Genomic DNA, 15,983 nt, shown 5'->3' on the forward strand with positions numbered 1-15,983 from the left:
TAATATGAGTCTTATGATTAGGAGTATTATTAAAGCACTTCCATAATATTTAAGCACCAACAGTCTGTTTTGTTTACTCATCCACCAGAGTGCGCGCCATGGACTGATTAACCCCATCAATATGATGGCGACATTTAGAGTAATAAGAATCAGCAAAATATTGTCCATAAAAAAACCTCGACTTTTCAGTCGAGGTTTAAATTTATAAATTTTAGAAGCTTATAGTTTACGTTTCACTTCTTGTATTTCGAACCCTTCGATTATATCGCCAATTTGAATATCATTGAAACTCTTGATACTAAGACCACATTCATAACCTGATTTCACTTCACCAACATCGTCTTTGAATCGCTTCAACTGGCCGATATCTCCCGTGTAAGCTACAATACCGTCTCTAATCAATCTGATTTGGTTGTTGCGCTTCACAAAACCATCAGTAACATAACATCCTGCGACTGTACCGATTTTGGAAATTTTGAATACTTCACGGACTTCGATATTACCTGTAATAACCTCTTTCTCAGTTGGCTCAAGTAAACCTTCCATTGCATCTTTCAGCTCGTTGATAGCATCATAGATGATAGAGTATAGTCTGATTTCGATTTCCTCAGTTTCAGCAATTTTTCTAGCGCCGCCAGAAGGCCTTACTTGGAAACCAATGATAATTGCATCAGAAGCTGTTGCAAGCAGTACATCAGATTCTGAAATCTGACCTACACCTTTATGGATGATGTTAACTTGAACTTCTTCGGTAGAAAGTTTAAGTAGTGAATCACTCAATGCTTCAACAGAACCATCCACATCACCTTTTACAATAACATTGAGTTCCTTAAAGTTGCCCACTGCCAATCGTCTACCGATTTCATCAAGTGTAATGTGTTTCTTGGTTCTAACACTCTGCTCACGAAGAATCTGCTCACGTTTGTTAGCAATTTCACGAGCTTCACGGTCAGTATCCATCACGTTGAACTTATCGCCAGCCTGAGGGGCACCAGCTAAACCAAGCATTTGAACAGGCGTGGCCGGTCCTACTTCTTTTAGTCTGTTTCCTCTGTGATCGTACATGGCTTTTACTTTACCAAAGTGTGAGCCTGCGAGTACAACATCACCAATTTTCATGGTTCCACCTTGTACCATAACAGTAGAAAGGTATCCACGTCCCTTGTCAAGCGATGCTTCTATTACAGTACCAACTGCATTTTTATTAGGGTTTGCTTTCAGCTCAAGTAATTCGGCTTCTAGCAATACTTTTTCTAAGAGTTCATCAATACCTTGACCTGTTTTGGCTGATACTTCTTGGCACTGATATTTACCACCCCAATCTTCAACAAGAACATTCATTTGAGAAAGCTCTTCCTTGATCTTATCAGCGTTGGCATTCGGCTTATCAATTTTATTGATTGCAATAACGATAGGCACTTCAGCTACTTGAGCGTGATTGATGGCTTCCTTAGTTTGAGGCATCACATTATCGTCAGCAGCGACCACAATAATTACAACATCCGTAATTTTTGCACCACGTGCACGCATTGCTGTAAAGGCTTCGTGACCCGGTGTATCTAGGAATGCAATTCTTTTATCGTCTTTAGTGGTTACATCATAAGCACCAATGTGCTGAGTAATTCCACCTGCTTCACCAGCTGTTACATTTGCTTCACGGATATAATCTAGTAAGGAAGTTTTACCGTGATCAACGTGTCCCATAATGGTAACGATTGGTGCACGAGAAAGTAAATCCTCTTCTTTATCATTCTCTTCGGCAATGTCTGTTTCTTCTTCAGTAGTTGTAAAATCTACATCGAACCCGAATTCATCAGCGATGATAGTAATGGCTTCAGCATCTAATCTCTGGTTGATAGATACGAACATACCGAGCGTCATGCAGGCTGATATAACATCATTAACAGAAACATCCATTAAACTTGCTAAATCACTTGCTGATACAAATTCAGTAACCTTAAGTACTTTGCTATCCTCCTGATCTTGAAGCATTTTTTCTTCTGCGGCTTCTGCTACAGCTGAACGCTTCTCTTTTCTATATTTTGATCGGCTTTTACCGCCGCCTTTGCCAGCACTTAAACGAGCAAGTGTTTCCTTAATTTGCTCTTGGATTTGCTTATCCGTGAGCTCTTCTTTAGGTACACGCTTTTTGTTGTTTCCACCTCTTTGTCCACCACCTCTTCTTTGGTCGTTTCCGCCTTGTCCACCGGCTCCTTTATTAGCCCTTTCGAACTTGCTTTGAATCCTTTTTCGAGGTCTTTTTGAATCCTCTCCTGGCTTCTTAGCTTCTGGTTTACCCTTTTTAGGAGGATCCGGTAGTTTAATTTTACCTAAAACTTTAAGTCCTCTTAAGGAGTCAGCTTTAGCTTCTATTACTTTACCCGTTCCTTCTTCAGTAGTTTTCTCTTCGGAAGGAGCTTTTTCTTTTGCTGGAACTTCGGCTTTTGGTGCTTCTTTCTCTTTTGCCTTTGGAGCAGGCTTTTTCTTATCCTTATTCAGATCAATTTTACCTAGGATCTTTAACCCAGGTTTGTCGTCTTCCGCTTTTTCTTCAGCAGGTGCAGCTGCTTCCACTGCCTTTTCTTCAGATACAGGAGTTTCTGTAGGCTTTTCAGCAACAGGTTCCTCTTTTACTGGTTCAGGTGTAGGCTTTTCTTCAGCCACTGGTTCTTGAACTGGCTCTGGCTCTGGCGCTGGAGTAGGCTCCGGCTTTGGTGCCTCTTTTGGCACTTCAGGTTCTGGAGTAGCAACCACTTCAACAATTGGTTCTGCAGGGGTAGAAGGCTCCTTAGCGGCTAAGTCTTCTACGTGCTTTGTACCAATAGTCAGATGAGAAGCTTCCTCTTTTTCAGAGGCAGACGCAGCAAATTCCTTGGCTAGCAATGAATATTGCTCACCATTGATCTTGGCATTAGGACTGCTGTCGACTGAGTGACCTTTAGCAGATAGAAAGTCAACGATGGTATTTCTACCAACATTAAGTTTTCTTGCCACCTGGCTCAACCTCATCATTTTTTCTTCAGACATACTCAAATATCCCTTTTTTTAAGGTTTTTTTAAAATCTATTATTTTTCGAACTCCTTGTTAAGAATTTCGAATAGTGCCTTGACAGTTTCTTCCTCAAGGTCTGTTCTTTTTACAATATCAGTTGGTTCTAAAGTGATAACACTTTTTGCAGTATCTAAACCGATACGCTTAAGTTCATCAATTATCCAGCTGTCTATTTCATCAGCAAATTCATCAAGATCAACATCTTCTTCTTCGTACTCAGAAAGTTCTCTAAAGACATCAATTTCGAGTCCAACTAGTTTTGAGGCTAGTTTGATGTTTTGTCCACCTTTACCGATTGCAAGTGAAACCTGATCTGGTTTTAAATAAACTGATACTCGCCCTTCTTCATCTAAGATTTTCATCGTAGATATTTTAGCAGGACTTAATGCTCGAGCAATGTACAGTTCCATGTTATCAGTAAAGTTGATAACATCAATGTTCTCGTTTTGTAATTCACGAACAATACTGTGAATTCTAGAACCTTTCATACCGACACATGCTCCAACTGGATCAATTCTGTCGTCATAAGACTCAACAGCAACTTTGGCTCTTTCACCGGGTTCCCTTACAACTTTTTTGATTGTGATAAGGCCATCGTAAACTTCTGGTACCTCACTCTCAAATAGTCTTTCTAGGAATTCTCCTGAAGTTCTTGAAAGAATAATTTTCGGGCTACCATTGACCATATCAACGCGGTCGACAATAGCGCGAACAGATTCTCCTTTTCTGAAACGATCTTTTGAAATTTGCTCGTTTCTTGGAATAGAAAGCTCATTGTCTTCATTATCCATTAGGAGCACTTCTCTACTCAAAATCTGATAAACCTCTGTAGAAATAATCTCGCCTACTAGGTCCTTATACTTTTGATAAAGAATATCTTTTTCTAAGTCTTTGATACGCTGAATAAGCGTTTGACGGGCAGTCATAACTGCTCTTCGACCAAAGTCAACCAATTTTATTTCCTCAGCAACTTCTTCACCTATTTCGAAATCAGGCTCTATTTTACGCGCGTCGGTTAAACAAATTTTATCGTAATCCCAGATGTCTTCGGAGTTGTCGTCGACGATTTCACGGAAACGCCAAATCTCTAAATCTCCTTTATCAGCATTGATAACAATATCGAAGTTATCATCCACTTCATATTTCTTCCTGATCATCGTTCTGAAAACATCTTCCAGAATTCTAATCATCGTTGGTCGGTCTACGTTTTTGCTTTTTGCAAATTCTGCGAATGACTCGATTAATACTCCACTGTCCATTTCTCTTAATTAAATGACACTAAAACGTTCGCTTTATCTATAGAATCGAAAAGGATAGAGGTTTTTTCAGTCACTATCTTCTTCTTTTCTTTTACTTCTTTTAAAATTTCCAATGCTTCGTCTTCTACACTTTCCAGTTTTCCCTGAAGCATTGTTCCATCTTGTAACCTTACTTTTAATTTTCTACCTACATTCTTTGCAAACTGCCTTTTAGAAGCCAAAGGGTGATCTAGTCCGGGAGAAGAAACCTCTAGAATAAAAGCACCTTCTATTAAGTCTTCTGCTTCAACCTCTGCTGCAATTTGTCTGCTCAATGATGCGCAATCATCAATATTGACGCCATTATCACCATCTAATAAGATCAAATGTTTAGCTCTGCCAGAAACTCCTTTTGAAATTACATCGACAATAAAATAACTGTCGTCCTTAAGAAAGGATTCGGCAATTGTTTTAAGCTGCGACGTTATTTCCATAATATTTTACAAAGAAAGAGGGGACTTAAGGTCCCCTCTGGTAGTATCTCCAAATAAGTAGCACAAAAATAGGTGAATTTTATTTCTTATCAAATACGAAGCGAGAAACCTATTTTTTTCGTAAAAGCCTATTACTTTCGAAGTAGAATCTTGCTCTATGAAACATATTAAGACTATCCTAATTCTATTTGCATTTGTATTTCTTTATGCCTGTGGTGGAAAAGAAGTAGGTTCATCTGCATCTAACTCCGCTCAAGAACCACTGAAAACTGCGCCTTCAATTAGTCCTGATTCTGCATTTGCCTTTGTTCAGAAACAAGTTGATTTTGGGCCGAGGGTACCTAACTCAAAAGCGCATAAGGAAGCATCACAGTGGTTAAAGTCAAAATTTGAATCATTTGGTGCGGCTGTTACAATGCAAGAATTCACAGACTATGTGTATGATGGTACGAAGGTCGAATTGACGAATATTATTGCTTCCTTTTATCCTGAGAAGAAAAAAAGAATAATGTTATCTGCCCATTGGGATACGAGGCCGTTTTCTGACCAAGGTTCAAGCGAAAAGTATGCGGTAATTGATGGTGCAAATGATGGTGGTAGTGGCGTCGGTGTATTGATGGAGGTGGCCAGAGCGTTAAGTATTAATGAGGCTCCTGATGTAGGTATTGATATTATTCTTTTTGATGGGGAGGATTGGGGTGAGCACAACGACGAAGCTAGTAGAGATTTACCCAATGATAAAAGAACTTGGTGGTGTCTTGGTTCGCAGTATTGGAGCAAGAATAAGCACAAAGCTAATTATTCGGCCTACTATGGAATTTTATTAGATATGGTTGGTGCGCCTAATGCTACATTTTATTATGACAGTGTATCACAAGAAAATGCAGGCCGCGTTCTTCAGAACGTATGGTCTATTGCTGAAAAATTAGGCTATGGTGCTATGTTCAAGAAAGAACTCGGTTTTGGTAGAATAACTGATGATCACGTTTATATTAATGAGGATGCTAGAATTCCTATGATTGATATTATAGACTATAGACCAGATACTGAAGTTGGTTTTACTCCAGTTTGGCATACTGAAAACGATAACATGGAAAATATCAGTAAGGAGACTTTAGGTAATGTAGCTAGTCTTTTAATGTCTGTTCTTTATAACGAATAGCACTTACTCGAGTAGTTTTCTTAAGTATTTACCGTAACCGGATTTTTCTAGTGGTTTTGCAATTTTCATGAGTTGTTCTTTGTTAATGAATCCCATTCTAAAGGCAATTTCTTCTATGCAAGATATCTTAATGCCTTGTCTTTCTTCTAAAATTTGAACAAACTGTGCAGCTTGTGTAAGAGATTGAATGGTTCCAGTATCAAGCCATGCCGTACCTCTATCCATAATGCCTACTTTCAACGCGCCCATTTCTAAATAAGCCTTGTTTATATCTGTAATTTCAAGTTCGCCCCTTTCACTCGGTTTAAGGTTTTTAGCAATATCAACAACTCTATTATCATAAAAGTATAGCCCAGGAATCGCCCAATTTGATTTTGGATTATCTGGTTTTTCTTCAATTGACAATGCATTCATTTTATCGTCAAATTCCACGACACCGTACCTCTCTGGGTCGTTAACTCGGTAGGCATAGACTACTCCACCTTCTGGATCTGTATTGCTCTGTAATAATTTTGGGAGTCCAGAGCCATAAAAGATATTGTCTCCAAGAACCAAAGCAACTTTGTCGTTCCCGATAAATTCTTCTCCAATTATAAATGCCTGTGCAAGTCCTTCAGGTTCTGGTTGAACGGCATAGTTAAATTTACACCCTATTCGGCTTCCATCACCAAGGAGTTTTTCAAAAAGTGGTAAGTCGTGCGGTGTAGAAATAATCAGAATATCCTTAATACCAGCTAGCATTAAAATGGAAAGTGGGTAATAGATCATGGGTTTGTCATAAACAGGCATCAACTGCTTGCTAATAGCGATCGTAAGTGGATGCAATCTAGTGCCAGAACCCCCAGCTAGAATAATACCTTTCATGATTGATATTGATTAGAATAATAATTTTGATAGTCGCCTGAAGTCACATTTTCAAGCCAATTTGTGTTACTGAGGTACCAATCTACAGTTTTTTCAAGTCCTTCTTCAAATTGAAGTGAAGGTGTCCACCCTAACTCTTTCTCAATTTTACTAGCATCGATGGCATACCTCATGTCATGACCGGCACGGTCTTTCACAAACGTAATAAGCTCTCGAGATTTACCTTCTGGTCTATTTAATTTCTTATCCATAATATCACAGAGAAGTTTAACGATATCTATGTTTTTCCATTCGTTAATTCCACCAATATTATAAGTTTCGCCAGCTCTACCTTGATGAAAAATGGTATTGATAGCACGTGCGTGGTCCACTACGTATAGCCAATCTCTGATATTCTCACCTTTGCCATATATAGGTAAGGGCTTGTTGTTTTTAATGTTATTGATGCACAATGGTAACAGTTTTTCTGGAAATTGATTTGGTCCGTAATTATTGGAGCAATTTGAAATTACAATTGGTAACTTATAAGTATTCGCATAGGCTCTCACAAAGTGATCGGAACTGCCTTTAGATGCAGAATATGGTGATTGAGGATCATATGATGTTTCCTCAGTAAATAAGCCTTCTTCTCCAAGAGATCCATAAACCTCGTCTGTTGAGATATGATAGAAAAGCTTGTTTGAATAATCATTTGCCCAGCAACTTTTTGCAGCATTTAAAAGATTTACCGTCCCGATAACATTTGTATTGACAAAAGCCAAAGGATCTGAAATCGATCTGTCGACATGAGACTCTGCCGCTAAATGAATAACCCCTTCAAACTGATATTTTATAAAAAGCTCATCTATGAACTGCGCATTGGTAATATCTCCTTTAATAAAGGTGTAATTTTCCTTTCCTTCTATATCCTTAAGATTTTCTAGGTTTCCTGCATAGGTAAGTTGGTCAAGGTTATAAATCTCATATTCTGGAAATTTATTAACGAATAGCCTGACAACGTGATTGCCGATAAACCCTGCACCTCCTGTAATTAATATTCTTTTCATGATTTGCTTTTGCTCAAAAGTAAAGTTAAGATTTCTCTACACAAATAGACTTCGATGACTAGCGAATTAATGCCTATCAGTAACAGACTTTTTAGATGAACCATTCTTCCTAACAAACGTTTGTTTGGAAATGTATTTTAAGTAATTTTCCACAAACTAGAATAGAAATGGACTTTGAGATGAATGAAAACCAGTTGCTGATCGCTGATATGATCAAAGACTTTGGTGAGCGAGAGATTACTCCTTATAGAAATAAGTGGGATGACGATCAAGAATTCCCAGTGCATATCTTTAAGAAATTTGGTGAATTAGGATTAATGGGTGTTTTGGTGCCACAAGAGTATGGAGGCTCAGGTTTTGGTTACCATGAATACATCACTGTTGTTTCTGAAGTAGCTAAGCTTGATCCGGGTGTTGGTTTATCTGTTGCCGCACATAACTCATTATGTACTGGGCATATCCTTCAATTTGGAAATAAGGAACAAAAAAAGAGGTGGTTGCCAAAACTTGCTACAGCTGAATGGATTGGTGCATGGGGCTTAACTGAGCCAAATACGGGCTCTGATGCTGGAAATATGAAGACCACAGCAAAAAAGGATGGTAATGAGTGGGTAATTAACGGCACAAAAAACTGGATCACCCACGGAAAATCAGGAGATATCGCAGTAGTTATAGTTCGCACTGGAGAAATAGGAGATTCCCATGGCATGACAGCCTTTGTTGTTGAACGCGGAACCCCTGGTTTTAAAGCTGGGAAAAAAGAAGATAAACTTGGTATGAGATCTTCTGAAACTGCCGAAATGATATTTGAAGACTGCCGTATTCCCGAAGAAAATGTACTCGGAGAGGTAGGAGCAGGTTTTATTCAGTCAATGAAAGTCCTCGACGGAGGTAGAATCTCTATTGCGGCCTTGAGTTTAGGTATTGCAGAAGGAGCTTTTAACGAAGCCGTTCAATATTCTCAAGAGAGACATCAGTTTAATCAGCCGATTTCAAATTTTCAAGGGATATCTTTTAAGCTAGCCGATATGGCTACAAAACTTGAAGGAGCCAAGTTGCTTACACATCAGGCTGCTCAACTTAAAAATGAAGGAAAACCTATGACAAAAGAGTCGGCCATGGCTAAATACTATGCTTCGGAGTGTGCAGTAGAGTGCTCTACTGAAGCGGTGCAAATTTTTGGTGGTTATGGCTATACAAAGGACTATCCCGTCGAAAAATACTATCGCGATTCTAAGCTATGTACCATTGGTGAGGGAACATCAGAAATTCAGAAACTTGTGATTTCTCGAGAGATTTTGAAATAAGTTTCCCTCAATTCTTGAAATACTAATAAAGGCCTCTTCAATCGGAGGTCTTTTCTTTTGCCATATGTAACTGATTGTCAGAAAAGGTTGTACCTTTGCGATCCGAATTGAGAGGAGGTGTAATATATTATGATCATCATTAATGTAAAAGAAAACGAATCAATTGACAAAGCGCTCAAACGTTTCAAGAAGAAATTCGAGAAAACTGGAGTTTTAAAAGAGCTTAGGTCAAGAACCGCGTACGAGAAGCCTTCTGTTGCAAACAGAACTATGAAAATCAAGGCTGCTTACAAGCAGAAAATGTACGCTAAAGAAAACTACTAAGGCGTTCTAAATTTGCCTTTAAATCACTATGTTAGTACTGTGTGTAACGCTCAGTATTAACATGGTTGATTCTTTTCTTAAATATATTTCGTTCGAGAAACGCTACAGTCAACATACTGTTAAGTCCTACCAAATTGATCTCGAGCAGTTTCAATCTTACATACTTCATAAATTTCACGTAGCGGATATCACTACAGCTACGCAACTGATGATTAGAGCTTGGGTGCTGTCCTTAATGGATGACGCTTTAAGCCCTCGATCGGTAAATAGGAAGCTAGCGAGTCTACGGTCTTACTTCAAATTCTTAGTGAAGAGAGACGTTATTAGCCAAAACCCTACTGCAAAAGTTAGATCGCTTAAGACTCAAAAAGAATTACCAAACTTTGCGGATGAGCAAGAATTATCGGCATATTTAAATAGTGATGTTTTTGAAGATTCGTTTGAAGGTAGAAGAGATCAATTGATTCTTGAATTGCTTTACGGTACTGGAATTAGACAGGCGGAATTACTTGGTTTGAAAGTTTCTGATATCGACAAAAATCAATCTACAATTAAAGTGCTAGGCAAGAGAAACAAGGAACGTATTATTCCGATTTCGAATGCGCTTCTCAATTTGACAGAAAAATATATTTATGAGAAAAATCATGTGTTTTCACACGATCAAAATTCTTTTTTAATCGTTAATAATAGTGGAGATTCGGCATACCCAGTACTGATATACCGCGTGGTAAAGAAATATTTATCTCAAGTTTCGTCTTTAGATAAAAAGAGTCCCCATGTTTTGCGACATACGTTCGCAACTCACCTATTAAATAAAGGAGCCGATTTGAATGCGGTGAAAGATTTATTAGGACATAGTAGCCTAGCCGCTACACAAGTTTATACACATAATTCATTGGAAAAGCTGAAGTCAGTTTTTGATCAAGCACATCCAAAAGCTTAGTATTAACCCTTTAAATTTTGAAATATGATAGTAAAAGTTCAATCCATTCATTTCGATGCTGATGTTAAACTAATTGACTTTGTGCAAAAGAAATTAGATAAACTAGACACCTATTACGATAGAACAATTGATGCGGAAGTAATTTTAAGGGTCAATAATGAGGGTATTGAGAATAAAACCGTTGAGATAAAACTAAACGTACCAGGAGAACAGCTTTTTGCAACCAAGAATAGTGCTTCCTTTGAAGCTGCCACAGATCATTGTACTGAAGCATTGAAACGGCAAGTTCAAAAACACAAAGAAAAATTATTACCTCACTAAATAAAAAAGGCCTCGAGATTCTCGAGGCCTTTAATTTTTTATCAGTTATAGGTTAAAATGCAGCTTTAACTTTATCTACATAATCTAATTTCTCCCAAGTAAAGAGTTCCACATCGAATTCCTGTGGTTTACCTGAAGCATTGATAAATGTTTTCTTAACAGTTTCAGATTTTCTACCCATATGACCATAGGCGGCCGTTTCGGTATACATTGGGTTTCTTAATTTTAAGCGCGTTTCAATAGCGTAAGGACGCATATCGAATACCTCAGTTACTTTTTCGGCAATTTCGCCATCTGTCATATCCACTTTTGCAGTGCCGTAGGTATCAATAAAAATACCCATCGGTTCTACTACGCCAATTGCATAAGAAACCTGAACCAAAACCTCATCAGCTATACCGGCTGCTACAAGGTTTTTAGCAATGTGTCTCGTAGCATATGCTGCGGAACGGTCTACTTTTGAAGGATCTTTACCTGAAAATGCTCCGCCACCGTGAGCGCCTTTTCCACCGTAAGTGTCAACGATAATTTTTCTGCCAGTTAAACCAGTGTCTCCATGTGGTCCACCAATCACGAATTTACCGGTTGGGTTAATATGAAATTTAATTTGATCGTTAAAAAGGGCTTGAATATTTACAGGAAGTTCTGACTTAACTCGAGGTATTAGAATGTTGACGATGTCTTCTCTAATTTTAGAAAGCATCACTTCATCAGTTCCAAAGTCATCATGTTGGGTAGAAACAACAATAGCTTCAATTCTCTGAGGAACATTATTATCGGAATATTCTATCGTGACTTGAGATTTTGCATCTGGTCTTAAATACTTAATCTCGTTGTTTTCTCTTCTAAGGTCAGCAAGGGTCTTTAGTATTTTATGCGATAGGTCTAATGCTAACGGCATGTAGTTTTCGGTTTCCTTAGAAGCATATCCGAACATCATTCCTTGATCACCAGCACCTTGCTCTTCTTTCGAAGCTCTATCTACACCTCTATTGATATCGTCAGACTGTTCGTGAATTGCTGAAAGCACACCACAAGACTTACTGTCGAATTGATACTCTGCCTTATTGTAACCTATTCTTTCGATTGTTTCGCGTGCGATTCGCTGAACATCTAAATAAGTGTTTGACTTTACTTCGCCAGCAAGTACTACTTGTCCAGTTGTTACCAGTGTTTCGCAAGCAACTTTTGAATCTGCATCGAAGGCTAAAAAGTTATCGATTAAAGCATCTGAAATTTGATCAGCTACTTTGTCTGGGTGACCTTCAGAAACAGATTCTGATGTAAATAAGTAAGGCATATATTAACTATTTATAAGGCTGCAAAATTAGACGTAAGTATGGAATAATGAAAACATATTTTATGAGATGCTAATTAGCAAGAATTAGAAAAATAGTCGGCATCTTTTTCAACGTAATCATGTTTGGTTTCCACTTACTAATGGATTTGGTAAGAATTAGTTCCTTTTCACCTGTAATATCTCTTGCTACGCATAAAAAAGTGTCTTGTCTTGCTGCCTTGATGACATCTGCAAGCAACGCTTCATTCCGATAAGGAGTGTCCATAAAGATTTGAGTCTGGTTTTTCTCTTTCGATTCTCTCTCTAATTCTCTAATCCGTTGTTGTCTTTGTTTTTTGTCGATTGGTAAATAACCATGAAAGGCGAATGATTGACCATTAAACCCACTAGCCATAAGAGCAAGTAGTATGGAAGATGGACCTACAATGGGTACACTAGTAATTCCAAATTGATGAGCGATGTGTACTAACCGAGCACCAGGGTCTGCTATACCAGGACAACCTGATTCTGATAGGACTCCGATATTTTGGCCTTGTAAAATAGGCTGTATCAAATCGACACAGTCTTCAAAAGATGTTTTCTTATCTAACACTTCGAACTCCAGTTCTTCAATAGTAAGACCAAGCTTTAAAGAGCTAATAAACCTTCTTGCTGTTCTTACATTTTCAACTAGGAATGAGTCACAGCCCTTTATGGCATTTTTTACATGTAGCGGAATTACTTGCTCTTGTGTGTTATCCGAAATTACACTTGGGATAAGGTAAATCTTTCCAAAAGAATCGTTCATGCTAGGAAACTTTTTACTTGTTCATAAAAGTCCATAGGTTTTTCAGCATGAAGCCAATGGCCGGCACCGTCAACAGTTGCTATTTTACTTTTTGGAAAAATAGAATGAATCATATTAAAATCTGCGTCGAGAATGTAGTCTGAATTTCCTCCTCTTATGAAAAGAGTTTCTTTTTGAAAAGTTGCATTTTGATTGAGCCCCTTTCCAACTTCCTCAATTTGCGAGGCAATGACGTCTAAATTCATTTTCCATTTAAAACCATCAGTTGTTCTTGCTAAGTTTTTAAGTAAAAATTGTCTTATACCGAAATCTTCAATCTGTTTACTTAGAATTTCATCCGCCTCTTTTCTCGATGTCAAACTATCAATCGGCACTGAATAAAATGCTTTAATGATAGTGGTATGATGAACGGGGTAAGATTTAGGCCCTATATCCGCTACAACAAGTTTGTCAACTTTTTCGGGGTATTTTCTGGCAAATTCCATAACTGTTTTACCACCCATAGAGTGCCCTATAAGGTCGGCTGAACTTATATTCATTTCGCCCATAAATTGGCAAAGATCTTCAGACATGACCTCGTATGAAAATGAAGAGTCATGAAATGACTGACCATGGTTTCTTTGGTCGACTAGGAAAACTTTGAAGTCTTCACCAAACTTTTTCCCTAAGGTTACCCAGTTATCTAAAGACCCAAAAAGACCGTGCAATATTATTAGTGGCTTTCCTTCGCCAAAAACCTTGTAATTCAGTGTAGACATTTATTGTAGTTCTCTTAAGTAAAGTTGGATGGTATTTTCAAGACCAAAATATAGTGCGTCGCAAATAAGGGCATGACCAATACTCACTTCATCTATGTTTGGGATTTCTTTAGTTAAATATTTCAAGTTCTTTAAGTCCAAGTCATGACCAGCATTAATTCCGATACCTAATTCGATAGCTTTTTCTGCTGCGGCTTTATAACTGCTCACCGCTTCAGATGGATTTTTTAAATAGTCAGTCGCATACATTTCGGTATAAAGCTCTATTCGATCGGTTCCTACTTTTGAAGCACCTATAATCATGGCGACTTCAGGGTTTACAAATATGGAAGTCCGAATACCCAAGGCTTTAATTCTGCTAATAATGTCTGCCAATTTTTCTTCATTGGCCACTGTATCCCAGCCAGCATTTGAAGTAAGCACGTGCGGAGGATCTGGCACTAGCGTAGCTTGATCTGGGCGAACATCTTCCAGAATTTTCATAAAACGCTCATCAGGATAGCCTTCGATATTAAATTCTGTAGTGACAACATCTTTGAGGTCATAAACATCTTTAGTGGTTATATGCCTCTCATCAGGTCTCGGATGTATGGTAATTCCTTGTGCTCCAAAACGCTCAGCATCTTTCGCTAATTGAACTACACTTGGATTGTTTCCCCCGCGGGCATTTCTCAGTGTAGCTACTTTATTAATGTTAACACTCAGTCTAGTCATTCAATTTCCCTTTATTACCTAACTTTGCGCGCAAGTTAATGATTTAAAAAATCGAAAATATTTAAAAGATGAGCTTAAAACTACAGATTGAGGCAGATATAAAGAAAGCCATGTTGGCACGTGAAAAAGACGAGTTGAAGGCCCTAAGGGCGATAAAATCAATGATTCTTTTGGCCGAAACTGAAAAGGGTGGTTCAGGTGATGTATCAGAAGATGCTGAGCTTAAGCTGCTAATGAAGGCTGTAAAGCAAAGAAAAGACTCTGCTCAAATATATAAAGACCAAGGGCGCGAAGACTTGGCTACAACAGAAGTGGCGGAAATTGCCGTAATAGAGAAATATTTACCAAAGCAATTATCAGAAGATGAAATTAGAGCTGAATTAGAGAAGATAATTGCGCAAGTTGGGGCTTCTGGACCACAAGACATGGGTAAAGTAATGGGTATGGCAAGTAAAGCTATGGCTGGAAAAGCTGATGGTAAAACAATTTCAGGCATTGTAAAATCTATTTTAGTCGGATAGTTTGAAAACGCTCGATGTCATTTTGCTTGTTCCTTTAATTTTTGGAGGAGTTATGGGTTACCGAAAGGGGCTCTTACTGGAGTTATTTGGAATTTTGGCCTTTGTTCTTGCCATTATTGGTGGTTTCAAGCTGATGGAATTGGGCATGACTTATTTAGAAGGGTATTTAGAGGGAGTAGATCATTTGCTTCCTTTTATTTCCTTCATAGTTATATTCATCGGAATCATTTTACTAGTGAATATGCTGGGTAAATTGGTGAAGAAGATGGTGGATATGACCTTGCTTGGTGGAGTAGATAAATTTGCCGGAGCAATAGTGGGAATAGTAAAATGGGCTATTGGCGTAAGTATTATCCTATGGCTTACTTTGAATTTTGGAGTAGAACTACCCGGTCAAGATGAAGAATTGGTTTTGTATCCATTTTTGGCCGATCTAGGACCTAATATTATTTCCGCACTGGATGTTGTCCTACCTTTTGCCGAAGAAATGCTCGAGTCTATAAAAGAGTTAATCTCACCTGTTTGATTCTATTAATTGACAATTACGATTCGTTTACCTACAATTTGGTTGATTACTTCAATCAATTGGGAGTAGAAGTGAAGGTGCTAAGGAACGATACCCCTCAAGCGGAATTCAATTCATTAAAATTTAGTGGAATAGTGCTTTCCCCAGGCCCGGAGCGACCTAGTGATGCTGGTAATTTGTTAACCTTAATAGATCAATATATCGGTAGGGTTCCGATGCTGGGCATTTGCCTTGGCCACCAAGCAATAGCAGAGTATTTAGGTGGACAAATTGTGAAAGCGCACAAGCCGATGCATGGTAAGATATCAAGTATCGACACATCGGAATCTCAGACTTATCGAAATTTACCTAGTAGAATAGATGTTGTTAGATATCACTCGCTTGTCGTGAAAGATCTACCTAAAACGTTAAAACCGACTGCTCTTACAGCGCACGGAGAATTAATGTCTTTTGAGAGCAATCATGAGCTGAAAACATGGGGCATACAATTTCATCCGGAGGCCTATCTGACACAATATGGCCTTGAAATACTCAAAAACTGGGTCACAATTCATAATATTGTTTAGAACCATACTATATTAGTTAGAACTAAATGGCTAAATCGGTCGTTCTATGTCAAAAGCATT

Annotated in this window: 17 protein-coding genes; 8 read left to right on the forward strand and 9 right to left on the reverse strand. The window is 38.3% G+C overall.

What is annotated here, in order from left to right; all coding sequences use genetic code 11:
* Positions 1–219: 219 nt before the first annotated feature.
* Genes infB through rimP form a run of 3 tightly spaced genes read right to left on the reverse strand, consistent with a single transcriptional unit; the run spans position 220 to position 4,784 of the window.
* Positions 220–3,027: a translation initiation factor IF-2 gene (gene infB / locus JXQ92_RS11115; RefSeq protein WP_421986690.1), complete on the reverse strand. Its 2,808-nt coding sequence runs from the start codon at positions 3,025–3,027 to the stop codon at positions 220–222.
* Positions 3,028–3,066: 39 nt separating this feature from the next.
* Complete coding sequence (nusA, locus tag JXQ92_RS11120) at positions 3,067–4,311, reverse strand: transcription termination factor NusA (RefSeq protein WP_421986691.1); 1,245 nt, start codon at positions 4,309–4,311, stop codon at positions 3,067–3,069.
* A 5-nt stretch (positions 4,312–4,316) separates the two neighbouring features.
* A complete protein-coding gene (rimP, locus tag JXQ92_RS11125; RefSeq protein WP_421986692.1) occupies positions 4,317–4,784 on the reverse strand; it encodes a ribosome maturation factor RimP in 468 nt (155 codons plus the stop codon).
* Positions 4,785–4,941: 157 nt separating this feature from the next.
* Here rimP and JXQ92_RS11130 point away from each other — a divergent pair, with 157 nt between their 5' ends.
* Entirely contained in the window at positions 4,942–5,946 is a 1,005-nt protein-coding gene (locus tag JXQ92_RS11130; protein WP_421986693.1) for a M28 family peptidase, read from the forward strand.
* A 3-nt stretch (positions 5,947–5,949) separates the two neighbouring features.
* Here the strand turns inward: JXQ92_RS11130 and rfbA are convergent, their stop codons facing one another.
* Both rfbA and rfbB read right to left on the reverse strand, forming a co-directional pair.
* Complete coding sequence (gene rfbA / locus JXQ92_RS11135) at positions 5,950–6,810, reverse strand: glucose-1-phosphate thymidylyltransferase RfbA (RefSeq protein WP_421986694.1); 861 nt, start codon at positions 6,808–6,810, stop codon at positions 5,950–5,952.
* Positions 6,807–7,856, reverse strand: coding sequence for a dTDP-glucose 4,6-dehydratase (gene rfbB, locus JXQ92_RS11140; RefSeq protein ID WP_421986695.1), 1,050 nt, complete (start codon positions 7,854–7,856; stop codon positions 6,807–6,809). The genes rfbA and rfbB overlap by 4 nt, the downstream gene beginning before the upstream one ends.
* A 167-nt stretch (positions 7,857–8,023) precedes the next feature.
* Here rfbB and JXQ92_RS11145 point away from each other — a divergent pair, with 167 nt between their 5' ends.
* From JXQ92_RS11145 to hpf, 4 genes are all read left to right on the forward strand, one after another.
* Positions 8,024–9,163, forward strand: coding sequence for an acyl-CoA dehydrogenase family protein (locus tag JXQ92_RS11145; protein WP_421986696.1), 1,140 nt, complete (start codon positions 8,024–8,026; stop codon positions 9,161–9,163).
* Between the two features lie 129 nt (positions 9,164–9,292).
* Positions 9,293–9,487: a 30S ribosomal protein S21 gene (rpsU, locus tag JXQ92_RS11150; RefSeq protein ID WP_069834144.1), complete on the forward strand. Its 195-nt coding sequence runs from the start codon at positions 9,293–9,295 to the stop codon at positions 9,485–9,487.
* Positions 9,488–9,515: 28 nt separating this feature from the next.
* Entirely contained in the window at positions 9,516–10,430 is a 915-nt protein-coding gene (locus JXQ92_RS11155; protein WP_421986697.1) for a tyrosine-type recombinase/integrase, read from the forward strand.
* A 24-nt stretch (positions 10,431–10,454) separates the two neighbouring features.
* The gene (hpf, locus tag JXQ92_RS11160) at positions 10,455–10,751 is read left to right on the forward strand and encodes a ribosome hibernation-promoting factor, HPF/YfiA family (protein ID WP_421986698.1); all 297 of its coding nucleotides are present in this window, start codon (positions 10,455–10,457) and stop codon (positions 10,749–10,751) included.
* A 52-nt stretch (positions 10,752–10,803) separates the two neighbouring features.
* Here hpf and metK read toward each other — a convergent pair whose 3' ends face one another.
* From metK to JXQ92_RS11180, 4 genes are all read right to left on the reverse strand, one after another.
* Complete coding sequence (gene metK, locus JXQ92_RS11165; protein ID WP_421986699.1) at positions 10,804–12,051, reverse strand: methionine adenosyltransferase; 1,248 nt, start codon at positions 12,049–12,051, stop codon at positions 10,804–10,806.
* Positions 12,052–12,121: 70 nt separating this feature from the next.
* The gene (locus tag JXQ92_RS11170; protein ID WP_421986700.1) at positions 12,122–12,838 is read right to left on the reverse strand and encodes an SAM-dependent methyltransferase; all 717 of its coding nucleotides are present in this window, start codon (positions 12,836–12,838) and stop codon (positions 12,122–12,124) included.
* Positions 12,835–13,596, reverse strand: coding sequence for an alpha/beta fold hydrolase (locus JXQ92_RS11175; RefSeq protein ID WP_421986701.1), 762 nt, complete (start codon positions 13,594–13,596; stop codon positions 12,835–12,837). Before JXQ92_RS11175 ends, JXQ92_RS11170 begins: the two co-directional genes overlap by 4 nt.
* Positions 13,597–14,310, reverse strand: coding sequence for a pyridoxine 5'-phosphate synthase (locus JXQ92_RS11180; RefSeq protein ID WP_421986702.1), 714 nt, complete (start codon positions 14,308–14,310; stop codon positions 13,597–13,599).
* Between the two features lie 68 nt (positions 14,311–14,378).
* Between JXQ92_RS11180 and JXQ92_RS11185 the strand changes: the two genes are divergently transcribed.
* Genes JXQ92_RS11185 through JXQ92_RS11195 form a run of 3 tightly spaced genes read left to right on the forward strand, consistent with a single transcriptional unit; the run spans position 14,379 to position 15,923 of the window.
* Positions 14,379–14,831 carry a GatB/YqeY domain-containing protein gene (locus JXQ92_RS11185; RefSeq protein WP_421986703.1) on the forward strand — a complete coding sequence of 151 codons (453 nt, stop codon included), beginning with the start codon at positions 14,379–14,381 and terminating at the stop codon, positions 14,829–14,831.
* Between the two features lies 1 nt (position 14,832).
* Positions 14,833–15,357: a CvpA family protein gene (locus tag JXQ92_RS11190; RefSeq protein WP_421986704.1), complete on the forward strand. Its 525-nt coding sequence runs from the start codon at positions 14,833–14,835 to the stop codon at positions 15,355–15,357.
* Entirely contained in the window at positions 15,354–15,923 is a 570-nt protein-coding gene (locus JXQ92_RS11195; RefSeq protein WP_421986705.1) for an anthranilate synthase component II, read from the forward strand. Before JXQ92_RS11190 ends, JXQ92_RS11195 begins: the two co-directional genes overlap by 4 nt.
* Positions 15,924–15,983 lie beyond the last annotated feature (60 nt).

This window comes from Roseivirga sp., from assembly GCF_049099775.1.
Lineage (GTDB): Bacteria > Bacteroidota > Bacteroidia > Cytophagales > Cyclobacteriaceae > Roseivirga.